Here is a 14,670-nt window from a genome sequence, read left to right on the forward strand (position 1 = left end):
TAGGCCTGTCAAAATGTTAGACACTTTTTGAAAGTGAGAATAAAATAAACATATGAAAATTAATAAGACCAAAAGAATTGGTTTGAATATTGACTCATGGATAGAGGCGCTTCTTGATGAAAATAGTCTCGAAAAAGTATTTTTTAGCAATGAGATTTCTGTGTTTTCTGGACTAGGCACTATCCACGACCGTCCTGTTGCTTTCTATGGTCATAATCCAAAGATTGATCAAGGCTTTGTCTCCTCTATTGGGGCACAGAAGATTGTTCAAATTATGGACCTGGCATTTGAGAGGAAGATCCCACTTATATCCTTTGTCTGCTCTCCTGGTGTGAGTGTAAGTGAAGGTCTTGCTAGTGGTCATGAGTATACTCAGGTCATCGTTAGAAATATAAAATACTCTGGTATTATTCCACAAATCTCAATTGTTCTTGGGACAACGATGGGAGCGACGGCCTATTCGGCTACACTTAGCGACTTTGTTCTTTTTAATAAGTCACGTTCAACTTTAATGGTAACGGGGCCGAGTGTTATTGAAAAAGTAATTGGTGAAAAAGTTTCTATTAAGGAGCTTGGTGGAAGTGAGGTTCATGCACAGACTACAGGGATTGCAGATTTTGTAGATAAAGACATAGCGTCTCAAATTTCGCGTGCCCGTGCTCTCGTGAGTTTCTTGCCTGCGAATGCATTAGACAGACCCCCGGCCCGTACAGCTGTTCATCCTATTGATAACATGCCAAGTGTTCCAGTTAATTCTAAAGAATCATTTGAGATGAAGGAATTTGCACTTTCTCTATGTGATGCAGGAGAGTTCATGGAACATCGTGCAGAGTATGGAAAAAGTATGCTTTGTCTCTTTGCATATATTGGTGGCCAGCCATTTGGCATTATGGCAAATCAGTCTAAGTTTAATGCCGGAGTTATCGATTGTGATACCAGTATTAAATCTTCTCGTTTCTTAAGACTATGTGATGCTTATAATCTTCCAATTATAAATCTCATTGATGTTCCAGGCTTTATGCCTGGAAAAACTCAAGAGCATTTAGGACTTTTGCGGCATGGCGCCTCTCTTTGTCAGGCAATGCAAACCACGACCCTTCGCTATAGTGTCGTTGTTCGTAAGTGTTATGGAGCAGCAGCATTCATTATGATGCAAACTCGTGCTCAGGGGGGCCAATATGTTTGGGCCTTAGATAATTCTAAGATTGCGGTTATGGGACATGATGGAGCAGCTTCAATGCTTGAGGCTCAAATGAGTCCCGAACAATATTATGATGATTATGAGGATCCTGAAATTTCTAAGAAGCTTGGTATTGTTGATGAGATTATCTCTTCAACCCAGCTTCGTGATGCAATCATAGAAAGGTTTAGGCAGGATTCAATGGTTAATCCCAATGACCTTGATAATAAGAAAATGATTAATATTACTCCATAGGAGAGTTATAGGTATGAAGCAATTTAATGATGATGATTTAGAATTTCTAATTTCTGCAATTGAAGAAACTGATGATGTTTTTGTAAAGCTTCCTGTGGGGAGAATCCGTCCAGAGCACGACCTTGCAAAAGATCTCGGGCTTGATTCTCTTGGAAAGATTAATCTCTTCTATGAAATCTCAGATAGACTGGAAACAGATGACGAGGAAGAGGAAACTCTTGATTGGAAACAGGTGCGAGATATTCTTAGCTATATTCACGAAAATAGAAATGACTAAATTCGCAGTTGTTGACATAACTCAGGAGGAGTTTTGGAAAGTTCCAAAATTCTTCATTGATGGCCTTAAAAGTGAATTTCCTACACTGGAGTTGATTCACGTCAAAGATATACTCTCATTGAAAAAAGATATTGAGGACTGTCAGGTCTTGATTTCGATTCCAACCCTTCCAAGTGTTGTGAAGAGATTAAACTCAACAGAGGCAATTTTTATTATTGGTTCGGGGATTCCTGAATCTGTATTACAACTCAAAAAGAAAAAACCAGAGCTTAAAATTTTTAATATGTCTGGTATCAATGCTTCTAGTGTCGCCGACCAGGCAATATATTTGACTCTAAAAGCGACTCGAGCAGATGGATTTAAGACACTTCCACGGCGAATAGATAAACTATCAATGCTAGTCATTGGAACTGGCCATGTGGCCTTAAATATTGACAGTCGTTTCAAAGATTCTTTTAAAACTGTCACTTTGGCCGGGAGAAGTAACCCAGGTATCAAAAACTATCTTAGTTTTAATGATCTTGATTCAGAGGTTCTTTCTTCGTTTGATATTATCGTTTTGGCCATTGCTTATAATGATGAAACAGCAAGAATATTAGATTTAAACTTTTTAAAAAATCTTAGAGAAGATGCGATTGTCATTAATGTTGCTCGAGCTGAATTTTTCTTAGAAGAAGAACTTGTCGAAATTCTTAATGAACGTAAGAATCTTCTCTATCTAACAGATCTTACGCAACCAGAGTTTTACCCTGCTGATGGAGTTTTAAATAGTTTGAATAACTTTTATAATACTCCTCATATGGGTGGTACCTATGACTCAATCTGGGAAGACTATCTTGTTAGTATAAAGAAACAGTTAAAGGATTACTTAAAATGCTAAACACTTATCATGATAAATTCGAAAAGCTTTTTGACGCTAAAAATTCGCTTAAAGAAGATATATTAAGTGATGATGAGTGTAGTAAGTATCCATCTGAAGCTTCTAAGTATATTTCAAATGGAGTTCTCTCTTATCTTGTACCAGCAGGGTATGGTGGAAGTTTTGAAAATATTTTCCAAACCTTCTGTATGGGAAGGGCATTGGCACGAAGAAATGTCACAACGGCAATTGCTGTTGGGCAGAGTTTCTTGGGCTCTCTTCCTATTTGGATTTCAGGTAATGATGATCTTAAGAAGCGACAGGCGGCTGTTCTTCTTGCTGGTGGATCAAGTTGTTTGGCCTTAACTGAACTTGCGCATGGAAGTGATCTCAGCAGTAGTGAATGTGAAGTTAAGGATGGAAAACTTTTAGGTACTAAGTGGTGTATAAATAATGCGACAATAGGTAAGGCAATGACTGTTATCTGCAAGGATGAAAATGCATTGAGCCTAGTATTCGTTGATAAGTCAGAAACTTCTCATTTTAAAAATATTGAAAAAATAAAAACCCATGGTATTCGAGGGGCCGATATTAGTGGAATCGAATTTGACTCCTATCCAGTTAAGGATGAAGACTATGTAGGAAGTCGATTTAAGGCCCTGGATACAATTTCTAAAACAATGCAAATATCTCGAACTCTTTGCTCGTCATTTTCTCTAGGTGCAGCAGATTCGACATTCAGAGATACTCTAATATTTTCTCTTGATAGAGAATTATATGGTAAGAAACTTATCGAGATGGAGACAGTAAGGGGATTGTTATCAAAAGGTCTTGCTCGTATTCTTGTCTGTGAGGCAATGGCACTTACAGCAACTCGTATGTCAAGCTTGAAACCTGAGTTAATGGCCCTTTATAGTGCTGTTGTAAAAAGTTTTATTCCAACTCAGATCGGTAGGCAAATAGATGAATGCAAGGAGATTCTTGGGGCCAGATATTACCTACGCGAAAATGACTTTCCTCTTTTTCAAAAAAACCTCCGCGATCACAGCGTTGTCTCTTTATTCGATGGAAGTTATGGCGTAAATCTCTCACTTCTTTTGCCTGTTATTAGAAAAATGCGTATTTATAGAACGCAGAAAATTGAAAGTGAGTTAGCAAGTTTGAATGTTAACCATTCTCTCAAGAATCTTGATTTTTCAAAATTAAAGATTGGCCTTCGAACATCGGAGTTTATTATAGGAGAGTTTTTTAATTTTTCCGATGGTGGTGAATATTACACTTATAATGTCTTAAAAGAGCGTTATCTTGAAATAGAAGAAAGGGCCGAAGATATTGAAATTAATGATTCGATGCTGGCCCGAGATCTGGCCATTGAGTTTACAAATATTTTCGCTTGTATGAATTTTATGTTGTTCTGTCACTCTAATGATGTTGACTCAAAGTTTAAGTCAGCGGCCGTTGTTGATCAAGTGATCATTAATATTTTAGAAAACTCTGAGAGTATTGTTTTTTCAACTTCATATCTCTTGGGATTTAAGGATAAGCTAGTTTCTTTATTTGATTTGGAGATCAATGAATGAAAAATGTTCTAATATGTAATCGTTCAGAGATCGCTTTGAGAGCATGTAAGTCTTGTAAAAAACTTGGACTAAAAAGCTTTGCTCTTATCAATGATAGTGAAACTGATACTTTGATTGCTGAGTACTGTGATAAGTTGATTACTTTTAATGATGCAATTAATCCTTTTATGTCACTTGCAATAATAGAGCGAGTTATCAAGCAGTATGATATTCATTTCCTCTATCCTGGTTATGGTTTTCTCTCTGAAGATCCTCGACTGGCGGCCCTATGTGAAGAATTGGGAGTGATTTTTATTGGTCCTAAATCAGATGTGCTAGCGGCCCTATCTTCAAAGAGTGAGAGTTTTAATTTTGCACGAAGATGTAAGCTTAAAACCTTAGCTGTCGAGAATCCTGTACGTGGTGACTTCCCTTTGATGTTAAAGGCAGCATTTGGTGGGGGAGGCAGAGGTAACCTCATTTGCTCTGATTTGGATTATTTTAAAGAGAGTATGATAGAAATCAAAAAACGCTCTCTTGCTCTTTTTGATAACGATGAAATTTTACTTGAGAGATTTCTCCCAAATGCTAGACACGTAGAGCTACAGGTAGTAGCAACTGCGAAGAAAGTATATTTTTTGTCGACTCGCGATTGTTCAGTTCAAATCAATTATCAAAAGTTTCTTGAAGAAGGACCAAGTGATGAACCATCTCGTAAAGTTATGAGTGGCTTCTATCCTCTAATTGAGAGGGAATTGTTGAATCTCGGCTATCTTGGAGTAGGAACCATTGAATTTCTTTGGAGTGGAAATGAACTCTTCTTTCTGGAGATGAATACAAGAATTCAGGTTGAACATCCTGTAACAGAGGTAATTTTTGATATTGATCTTGTTGATATACAGTTTGAAATTGCTCTGAATAATCAGGTGAAGTATAACTTTTCGCAAAATGGTAAGCATGCCATTTGTGCCCGTATTTACGCTATAGACGTTGAAGATAACTTTTCTCCTGCGCCCTCTCAAATACGTTTTGCACATCAACCAAGTTTTTTGCGATTTGATACACACTATAAAGATGGTAATTCTATTGGTCATCAGTATGATCCACTAATAGGGAAGCTCGTCGTTTCTGGTAAGGATCGTATTGATTGTATTTCAAATTTTAAAGAGGCCCTTGGTTTATTAAAAATTGGTACCATCTCTAATAATATAAATTTTATTTCTGCAATTATCGACGATTCAAAGTATTTAAAAGATCAATTGCATGTAAGTTTTGCAAAAGATTTCAAAGATAATTATTATGAAGCTGAATTATTAAGTGAAAAGCAAAAACAACTCGTTTGGAACAGGGCAAACTTGAATACACATGATAAGCTTGTTGAGGTTGGTAATGATTCAGGCCTTTCTATGTTTGTTGATACAAATAATGAATGTATTTATGCTTTCAAAAAGAAAAAAGCTTTTTGTGAAAACCTTTCTTTAAATGCTCCATTTTGGCGCGAGGAAGAAGAAGGCCATACTCTTAATTATATTTCTCCTATTACGGGTAAGGTTACAAAGATTCTATGTGAAGTTGGTGCTCAAGTAGAAAAAGGTGAGACAATTTTGATTCTTGAGGCCATGAAAACAGAGCTTAGGATTAAGGCCCATTCAAATGGTGTTGTTGCCAGTTTACTGTGTGAAGAAGGAGGCCTCGTCAAGCGAGGCCAAGAATTACTCGTAATTTGAAATGAATTCCATGAGCTGAGCAACGGTCTTAATATTTAAGGCCTGCTCTTGTTCAATAATGACATCAAAATCTTCTTCTAGTGAAGAAATAAGATCTGCAATTGAAATTGAGTCCATTTTAAGATCAGTTTTAAACTCATCAGAGTCTTTGATGTCTTCTTGTTCAATACCTGTTATATCATAGATTAAATCTAGAATATCGCTTCGATCTGGTTTCAAAATAAGCTCCTTATTTAACGATCTGATCTAGCATGAATTTCTTCATTGCTGCAGATTCTTTAATTGTTTGTAGAATCTCTCTTTTGTCGTCATCAGAAAGATCGGCCTTGGCAAGAATTTCTTTTTGCTCTTGAAGATGGTCTTCATCGAGATCACCATGTTCTCTAAAGAAGGTAATCGCTTTTTTCTCGTCGTCATTTAACACTGAGACAATATTTTTAACAACAATTGGGGCAAGTTCGGTCGCCATCCCTTCGAGAAAATAGAGAACGCCAAATGCACAAAATGGATTAGCAATAGCAACTTTATAATGAAAGAAACTTACCCATGCTGTTACTCCAACATTAGGAATAGAATTAATAATTTCGTTTCTATCACAACCAAATTTTTCAAGATCCTTGAGTGCCATTAACTCATGTCCCATTTCTTCACCAGAGTGTTCAAGAATCCATTTTCTTACTTTAAGGTGTTTGCTATCCATTCTTCTTGCAGCGAGAGGAGTAAATGAAGATGAATTTGTGACATAATGGTAAGCAGCTTTTAGGTATTCAACATAATACTCTTTGGCATTTTTTCCGTTTGCAATATCTTGGAAAAACTTTGATTCCTTGATAATTTCAATCCCTTCTGAAAGGGCCTGGTCTAATTGCTCTTGAAAACTCATTTCTATTCCTTTTGACCATCTTCACTTATTAAGCGAGCAGGGCTTCCACCCCAAGTTTCGCCCGACTTTATTTGATGATCTTTTTCGATAATTGTATTGCTTTTAATTTTTACGTTATCGGGAATTATAGTACCAAACTTTATTGAGCATTCTGCTCCGATTTTGACGTTATTTCCGATTATTACATCTGGGTAAATTCTTGAGTTTGTTCCAACGACACTATGATCTCCGATCACAACCCCTGGAGTAATAATTGAAAATCCGCCAACTACTGAGCGCGAACCAATTTTGACTCTTTTTTGAACATGAGTTTTACCACTCGGTGAATAATGACAGCTGATGGTGCAACCTAAGCCTAAAATTGAGTTCTCACCAACTTCTATGAGTTCGGGCTGTCTGATGGTCGCATTCATTCCAACAAGGGTGGTAAGGGGCAATTTCATGCCCATTAATCGATAATATAACCAGTTTAAATAAAAAATAAAATGGCATTGGGAAGCAAATGGTGAGGCAATCATAATGCCTTGAAACAGGGAATTTAGTACCCAGCCTAAATACTTTAAGTTGGGACCTATTGGAAACTCACCTACGCTAAGTTTTGGTTGCAATACTCTCTTTAACAAACCTAGTGTAATGATAAAGAGATTTAAAAAGAGGAAATAGGAAAAAACAACTAGTGCAACACTAATCAAAAGTTTTGAACTATCCCAATATCTTGTGACAAGATATATTGGTAGTGAAAGTGATATTGAGTATACGATAAATGCAAAAAATAAAAAGAGGATATCAAAAATTAAAAATGGTTTTTTAAACATAATTTCTCACTACTTTTAACACTTCCTGTGGAGCCTCAAGAGGAAGGTAGTGGCCATATTCTTTAAAGCGAATAACTGTGGCCTCTGGAGCACATTCAACAATTTTGCTCAGGTTTCTTTTTGAAAATACTTTATCCTTATCGCCCCAAAGAATAATAATCTTAGATTGATATCTTGATAGTTGAGTTTCATAATCAATTTCGATAGCCGCTAGCGATAATTCGATAAAATCACTAACTGCTTCGTCTTGTGATTCATGCCAAATTTTTTGCAACTTATGGAAGTATTCGCTGGCGTTTGATTTATTTTCACAAAAGTGTGATAAGAAATTTACTTCATTATCTAGGGAAAGAACCTGCTTTAGGAAATCAATTTCAGATTGATTATCAATGGCCGCAGTAATCATTTCTTTTCTAATTCTTGCGACCCTTGTTCCACCCGTTGCCAGTAAGAAAAGATTTTCTGCATTATTTCCAAGAATTTCATTGATTCGAAGACATAGTGAGGCTCCGAGACTAACACCCAAAAGAGCATAAGTATCATTTTTAGTCATATGCTTAGAAATCTCGTTTGCAAAATATTTTGCTAGGAATTCGAGTGTGTCTTGACTCTTATCAAGGGCAGGGTAGTTATGAGTAATCAGTTCGTATTCATCTTGGCCAAACTTAATCATTTTTTCAAAGAGTTGGTGATTATGACCCATTGCTGGGATCAGATGAATTTTTACCATGTCTGATTTCCTCTCATTTGCAAGGTACTCTCTTGATCATTACTTTCTAAAAATTCAATACATCTATTTGCAACGTCTTTAGGATTAAGTAAATTATCTTTGCCGATTTTATCAATAACATCCTTTGAGATTCTCTCAAGTACTTGTTCGGTTGCAACAAGTCCTGGATGAATAATTTTTACAAAGACACCTTTGTTATTTACTTCACTGTTGATTGCGGACGCCATCGCTTCGAGAGCGTTTTTCTCTGTGATGTAAATAAGTTTTCCCGGTGCTGGGAATTTTGCAAGGAGACTGCCAAGTAGTAAAACACTGCCTTGGCCCTTTCTCGTCATTGGTTTTAAAAAAGTTTTCAGTAGTTCAAAAGTTCCTACAATATTTGATTGGAATTTTTCAGAAAGCTCCTGAGATTTTATTGAAAAGAACAGTTTTGCATCACTAAAGTCGTATGCGCAGTGGTAAATTTTTGAAATTTCAATATTATTTTCTTTCAATTTTTTGGCAAGTTCTTTGATACTCTCTATTTCTTTCAAATTGAGATAATAAATATCAGCTCGCTCATCAACTTTGTTACGTTGAGAAGTCGTAATTATTTTTTTTCCATCTATTTGAATAGCAATTTCTTTGCCAATACCATTAAGTCCACCTGTGATTAAAGTCGAACTCATCATATCTCCCATCTCATCAGCGAGATTGCAGCGCTAAAGCCGCCACCAGTTGCAAGCATGCAAACAAGATCACCTTTTTTAATCTTTCCTCGTGACACACATTGATCAAGAAGAATGCCAACGGATGCTGAAGTGGTATTTCCAACTTCATCAAAGTTGATTGAGTATTGATCTTCACGTAGACCAAGATTCTTGGCCGCAGCAGTAACTATATTTCGACTTGCTTGATGAAAGATAAAGTGACTATACTCTTCCTTCTTTGTTTGAGAGTTAGTTAAAGCATCTTCGATGAGGCTTGACATTTTTTCAATGGCCGATTCAAAAATACCACTAGCATCTCTCATTTCAATTTTTTGAGATTCATTAGGAACGACAATAGAATTCCAGAATCTTCCATCACTCATTGTCTTTGAGTAAAAGATTCCTATTTCGTTATCATCGCACGGAGCGAGTGTGACACCACTTGCGCCATCGCCAAAAAGCATAACTGTTCGTCTATCTTTCTTATCAAGGTAGCGGCTACGTGTCTCAGTAGCGATACACTTCACAGAGCTCATACCAGTCTGAATATAGCGTATGCCCATATCTATTGCGAACATAAGTCCTGCACATGCACTTGTAATATCATATGCCGGATAGAGTTCTCCAGGAGTTGTCTCCCCTTGGATAATACATGCTGTTGCAGGAGTGGAGTATTCTCCACTAACAGTCGAGACAATCAGGCAGTCGGTTGCCTTGTCAGCTTTTTCATTTAGTTGTTGAAGTATTTTACTTCCTAGATCTGCTGAGTTCTCTGTCGTTACCCAGCGTCTATTATTGATGCCAATATTATCTTTTACCCACTGATCTTTAAGTCGCAGGGAGTTTTCTTCAATTATCTTTTGATTTGAAACTATATTTTCAGGCAAGTAGTGTGCTGATGCCTTGATTTTTACACCTAAACTTTTCACGAAATCTCCCTTTAATTATATTTTAACGGGGTTAAGCATTTAAATCTAGGTGCTTTAAAATTTCCTGTCTTTTGATTTTACCCATGTTGGTTTTAGGGAATGATTTTAGAGTATGGATTTCATTAATTTGGATATAGTTGGGGATTAGTTGAGCAATTTCTTCAAGTAGCTGTAACTTCACTTCTTCTCTGAGCCCTTCACTTTCAATAATTAGTATTGGTATTGCTCCGTAGAGAGATGATGGCCTTGGACCAATGATGAAATCTTCTTTTATAACTTTTGAAATGAGAGACTCAATCTCTTCAGGGTAAATATTCACTCCTGCATAATTGATCGTATGATCTGTACGACCAAGAATATATATATTTCCTTCAATATCACTTGCCTGGTCATTACTATCAATTTCTTTGGCCGCTAAATCTGCATGGGCGTAAAGAGACTGAACCATAAGTTTACCATCATGAACTCTCATTTTTACACCATCAATCGCTTTTCCAATTGGCAATAGACCTGAAAGATTAGGAGTTTTTGTAATATCACTTGGAACTTCAAACGTGCTTACACGTGGTCCCATTTCTGAAAGACCATAAGTATAAAATAGTGAAGAGTTTGGAAATGACTTTTTGATTTGTGTAAGATCATCTTGATAGAGGTGAGCGGCACCAATACTAATTTTTATTGCTCTTTCATTGATGATTTTCTTTCTTTTAAGATACTTGTTGAAAAGCCTTAATAGGGAAGGACTGAGATAGAGAACATCGATATCAAACCTTTCAATACTTTCATAAAGCTTTTCATTGGTAGGTGTTTTATCAAAGCAGACCAAATGATGCTTGCTCGAAGCACTTCCAAGTAAGCCAATAATACTTCCAAAGCTATGGGTTAGTGGAAGTGGAAATAGTATATTTGAGCCATTTGAAATATTTAGCGATTTTTCGTGCGCAAACCCATTACCTAGCGACTTACTAAGTTCAAATTCAAAACTTTTGATATTTCCACTTTTAGAGGTCGTTCCACTTGAACAAGTAATAATACGTTGCGCTTTATTTGGTGTATGATCAAATTGAAAGGTATTTTCATCAGTAATTAGGAAAGATGCATTTTTTATATTAGCAAAAATCTGTCCATCGATTTGTGATACCTGAGGATTTATAATTAAAGGGGAGTGACCCTGCTGAAGGCATTGAAAAAAGTTTTCGATGAGCTTTTTCTTATCTTCAATTTTAAGGGCCATTATTTGGCCCTTAGCATTTTCATCAAGAGTGATAGAATCTATGACTTTTTCTGATTCTCCATTTTCTTTTAAAATTGTATAGTTTAGTTCTAGTTTATTCAATAGCTAGATTTTCCCTTTTACATAGAGTTCACGTAGAAGAACTCTATTTATTTTTGATTTATGTCTATCGTCTACCGGTATATTATCGGTACGGATAATTTCTAGCTTAAGGTTATTTAACTTTGGTGTAAGTTGCTTAATTTGAGATTTGATTTTGTCAAAGTTTTCGATTGGAGTATTAATAAAAACCACCATGGCCTGATTCACTTGTATCATCGCCGAACGAACAATCTCTGGCATACTATCAATCTTAGTTTCAAAAATATAAGGATGTAAAATATTCTCACCGTCTTTAATAACGTCATTAAGGCGACCTACAAGCCAAAGATTTCCATCTTCGTCTATTCTTCCCGTATCTCCTGTTCGATGCCATCTCGAGCCATCTGTATCAAGAATTTTATTTTCTCTGGTCGCTTTATCATTATCAACGTATGTCTGTACTGTGTGTGCAGAGTTAATTATTACTTCTCCAATCATACCTCTTTCAAGTGAGTAAATTTGTGGACCATTATTATCAAATTTCTCAATGCCATCAGGGAGATTAACGATTGATAGTCTTATGCCATCGTAAACTTTTCCAACCGGAAAGCCTTCACCTGTGCTATCAAGATATTGCTCAAGAGTTATTGTAGAGATTGGAGCAACTTCTGTTGATCCATAGATTATTTCTCCTTGAACATTTGGATAGACCCTTTTTAGTTTTTCACAAAATGATCGTGTCACCGGACATCCACCAAGAGCTAGGTTTTTTAAACTCTCTACTTTTAGTCCATTCATATCTAGGTACGTTGAAAGATTATCGTTAAATGCAAATGATCCACATGTTCGTGTGACATTCCACTTCTTCATTTGATGATAAATGATTTCGGGATTTATATCTGAGACATTCGCAAAGCTCACGGCAGGTACGACAGTTGTTATAGAGCATATCAGATTCATAAAACCAAACATCGGGAACGAAGGGAAGTCGATTGTTTCTTCTGTGCAATTCCAAAATGTCTTAATGGCCTTAATTTGTTCTGTGACATTTTTGATGTTTCTATCTGAGCCCTTTGCTCTCCCTGTTGAGCCTGAAGTGAAGGTAATGAGTGCATGATCAGATTCTTTTAAGTCTACAAAGGCTGGAGTGTGTTCAGTAGTTGAATAAAGAGAGCTTAAGTCTTTAACAAATAAACGCTTTTTGTCACAACTATATTTCTTCATTTTCCAAAGACCTGGAATGAAGTAGTGATATTTTAATAGGCGATCTATACTTACTATTGCCTTTGCATTTGAATCAGAAATTGCTGTGAGAATTTTTCTCATCCCAATTCCTGGGTCAAGAAAAACTGCAACAAGTCCTAAAGAGAACATTGCAAGCATTAATGCATATAAATTCTCATTAATTGGGCTTAGTAGAATAATTCTATCCCCTTTTTTATAGCCTTCTTCCAGAAGTCCCTTTTGATATCTTGTAACTTCTGAAGAAAATTCTTTGAAGGTTATTATCTTCTCACTATAGTTAGAAAAGTCTTTGTATTCATTTGGAATAACAAATGCCACTTTGTCTGGGTGTCTTTTTGCATTTTCATAGAAAACTTTTGCCAAGTTATTCATCTAAGCCTCTTGTCTTCTAGTCTTTACAGAATTAATAAGATTCACTTTAAAAATTTTAGATTTAATCTGAAGCTCTTTTAATCGGCCGATGAGATATTTTTGATTATAATTATTATCATTAATTGCACCTTGGAGGAATAGCTCCCTCATCTTTGAGCGTTGAACTTTTCCAGAAGTCGTTTTTGAAATTGTTCCAGGTGCAACAATTGTAATGTCAGACTCTTTAATTGGAAAATATTCACATAAATCATCTGAAATTCTTTTCTTAAGTTGATCTCTATTTACTTGTTTCAAAAACTTAAGATCTTTTCTTGCTTCAATAATAATATGAATTCTTTCTGAGTCTGCCTCTTGATCAGCGACTGCAAATGCGGCAAGCCTTCCTGGTCTTACTTCGTTAGTTTTTGTTGCGTATGTCTCAAGCTCTTCAGCATTAATATTAATACCACCAACAATGATGAGATCTTTTTTTCTGCCAGTAATATATATTTCGCCGTCTTTGATAAAACCGATATCCCCAGTTCTAAGGTATCCATTTATGAATAGTTCATCATTTAGTTCTGGCCTGTTATAGTAGCCCTTTGTCATTGATGGAGATTTTATGATGATTTCACCAACTTGATTTTCTCCACGCTCATCCCCGTTAGAGTTTATTATTTTAACTTTAATGTCATCTAGTGCTTTCCCACATGATACGATCTTTTGAATATCTTCAGATTCAGTTGAAAGTATTATTCTTGAATTGTGCTGCATTTCTTTTTTAGATACATTAATAGTTTTAAACTCTTCAGTGGTGTTTCGGTGAAATGAAATTGCAAGCGTGTTTTCGGCCATACCGTAACATGGTACAAACGCCCTTTTTATAAAACCACATTCTTTAAATTTATCTGCAAATAAATCTAAGGTTGATGAATTTATTGGTTCCGCTCCACAGAGTGCGATTCTTACTCCAGAGAGATCAATTTTCGACATTGCTTTTGAGCGAACTCTCTTGGCCGTCATATGGTAACCTGAATTTGGTGCGACGATGATGTTACCATTATATGTTGAAATTAGTTTTAACCATCTTGTTGGGTTAACAGCGAATTCATATGGAGTCATGATATGGATATTAAATTTATTAACAAGTGGAACTAGAAGTCCGCCAATTAATCCCATGTCATGATGGACAGGTAACCATGAAATTACTGTATTGTCGTTTTTATCTGAAATTATTTGTCCTGAGATCTGTCTTATATTTGCTAGGACGTTACGATGAGTTAAAGTTACACCTTTTGGGTTTCCCGTACTTCCTGATGAGAATTGAATAAAGGCAATATCAGATGGTACTGGAAGATATATATTTTTTTCTGAAGGTCGAAGATCTTTATACTTTTCCTCACTTATATGGATAAGGTCGAGGACTTTAGCACATGACTCAACACTTTTTGACCCAAGAATAATTTTTGCATTAGTTGTACTTTTAATACTTTCGATAATTTCAATAAATCTCTTTTCATTGATCCATAGGTTTGTCGTCACAGGTACAGGAATATTACAGCTATACATAACGGCAAAAAAATTAGTCATGAATTCTTCACTATTTTCTCCCTCAATGAGAATGCATTCATTTTGGGCCAAGGTCATTAAACGCTTTGCTTTTTTCATTGCTTTATAAAGGAGCGACCTTGCACTTGTATTTAGGGGAACTTTTGATCCTTGATGAATATAAATATTTCTTAAATCACTATCTCCACTTACGATAGCGTCAATTAATGATTGAAATTTATTTTCAAGGTTCTGTGAGATCATGCCTGCTCCAAAAAATGATGACTTTGTCTTAATATGTCATTTTT

Annotated in this window: 14 protein-coding genes; 5 read left to right on the plus strand and 9 right to left on the minus strand. The window is 35.9% G+C overall.

Annotation, left to right across the window (positions count from 1 at the left end; translation table 11 throughout):
* The first annotated feature begins 52 nt into the window (after window positions 1–52).
* The 5 genes from M900_RS01015 to M900_RS01035 are packed head-to-tail and all read left to right on the plus strand — an operon-like array spanning window position 53 to window position 5,857.
* The gene (locus M900_RS01015; protein ID WP_021272979.1) at window positions 53–1,435 is read left to right on the plus strand and encodes an acyl-CoA carboxylase subunit beta; all 1,383 of its coding nucleotides are present in this window, start codon (window positions 53–55) and stop codon (window positions 1,433–1,435) included.
* Window positions 1,436–1,448: 13 nt separating this feature from the next.
* A complete protein-coding gene (locus M900_RS01020) occupies window positions 1,449–1,712 on the plus strand; it encodes a hypothetical protein (RefSeq protein ID WP_021272977.1) in 264 nt (87 codons plus the stop codon).
* Window positions 1,705–2,592: an NAD(P)-dependent oxidoreductase gene (locus M900_RS01025; RefSeq protein ID WP_021272974.1), complete on the plus strand. Its 888-nt coding sequence runs from the start codon at window positions 1,705–1,707 to the stop codon at window positions 2,590–2,592. Before M900_RS01020 ends, M900_RS01025 begins: the two co-directional genes overlap by 8 nt.
* Window positions 2,586–4,151 (plus strand): acyl-CoA dehydrogenase, encoded by a 1,566-nt coding sequence (locus tag M900_RS01030; RefSeq protein ID WP_021273028.1) that lies wholly within the window; start codon window positions 2,586–2,588, stop codon window positions 4,149–4,151. The genes M900_RS01025 and M900_RS01030 overlap by 7 nt, the downstream gene beginning before the upstream one ends.
* Window positions 4,148–5,857, plus strand: a complete 1,710-nt coding sequence (locus M900_RS01035; RefSeq protein ID WP_021272987.1) for a biotin carboxylase N-terminal domain-containing protein — start codon at window positions 4,148–4,150, stop codon at window positions 5,855–5,857. Before M900_RS01030 ends, M900_RS01035 begins: the two co-directional genes overlap by 4 nt.
* On the opposite strand, the gene M900_RS01040 is transcribed toward M900_RS01035, so the two are convergent.
* Genes M900_RS01040 through M900_RS01080 form a run of 9 tightly spaced genes read right to left on the minus strand, consistent with a single transcriptional unit; the run spans window position 5,843 to window position 14,626 of the window.
* Entirely contained in the window at window positions 5,843–6,076 is a 234-nt protein-coding gene (locus M900_RS01040) for an acyl carrier protein (RefSeq protein ID WP_021272999.1), read from the minus strand. The genes M900_RS01035 and M900_RS01040 overlap by 15 nt on opposite strands.
* 10 nt (window positions 6,077–6,086) lie before the next feature.
* Window positions 6,087–6,740 carry an iron-containing redox enzyme family protein gene (locus M900_RS01045; RefSeq protein WP_021272988.1) on the minus strand — a complete coding sequence of 218 codons (654 nt, stop codon included), beginning with the start codon at window positions 6,738–6,740 and terminating at the stop codon, window positions 6,087–6,089.
* A 2-nt stretch (window positions 6,741–6,742) separates the two neighbouring features.
* Window positions 6,743–7,555 carry a DapH/DapD/GlmU-related protein gene (locus M900_RS16810; RefSeq protein WP_052600750.1) on the minus strand — a complete coding sequence of 271 codons (813 nt, stop codon included), beginning with the start codon at window positions 7,553–7,555 and terminating at the stop codon, window positions 6,743–6,745.
* Window positions 7,548–8,285, minus strand: coding sequence for an alpha/beta fold hydrolase (locus M900_RS01055; protein WP_021273021.1), 738 nt, complete (start codon window positions 8,283–8,285; stop codon window positions 7,548–7,550). Before M900_RS01055 ends, M900_RS16810 begins: the two co-directional genes overlap by 8 nt.
* Window positions 8,279–8,953, minus strand: a complete 675-nt coding sequence (locus tag M900_RS01060; RefSeq protein WP_021273004.1) for an SDR family NAD(P)-dependent oxidoreductase — start codon at window positions 8,951–8,953, stop codon at window positions 8,279–8,281. Before M900_RS01060 ends, M900_RS01055 begins: the two co-directional genes overlap by 7 nt.
* The gene (locus M900_RS01065) at window positions 8,953–9,903 is read right to left on the minus strand and encodes a 3-oxoacyl-ACP synthase III family protein (protein WP_021272983.1); all 951 of its coding nucleotides are present in this window, start codon (window positions 9,901–9,903) and stop codon (window positions 8,953–8,955) included. The genes M900_RS01060 and M900_RS01065 overlap by 1 nt, the downstream gene beginning before the upstream one ends.
* A gap of 31 nt (window positions 9,904–9,934) precedes the next feature.
* Complete coding sequence (locus tag M900_RS01070) at window positions 9,935–11,239, minus strand: class I adenylate-forming enzyme family protein (protein ID WP_021272945.1); 1,305 nt, start codon at window positions 11,237–11,239, stop codon at window positions 9,935–9,937.
* 3 nt (window positions 11,240–11,242) lie between these two features.
* Complete coding sequence (locus M900_RS01075) at window positions 11,243–12,835, minus strand: AMP-binding protein (RefSeq protein ID WP_021272960.1); 1,593 nt, start codon at window positions 12,833–12,835, stop codon at window positions 11,243–11,245.
* Window positions 12,836–14,626 (minus strand): AMP-binding protein, encoded by a 1,791-nt coding sequence (locus M900_RS01080; protein WP_021273033.1) that lies wholly within the window; start codon window positions 14,624–14,626, stop codon window positions 12,836–12,838.
* Window positions 14,627–14,670 lie beyond the last annotated feature (44 nt).

The organism is Bacteriovorax sp. Seq25_V (genome assembly GCF_000447795.1).
Classification (GTDB): Bacteria; Bdellovibrionota; Bacteriovoracia; order Bacteriovoracales; family Bacteriovoracaceae; genus Halobacteriovorax_A.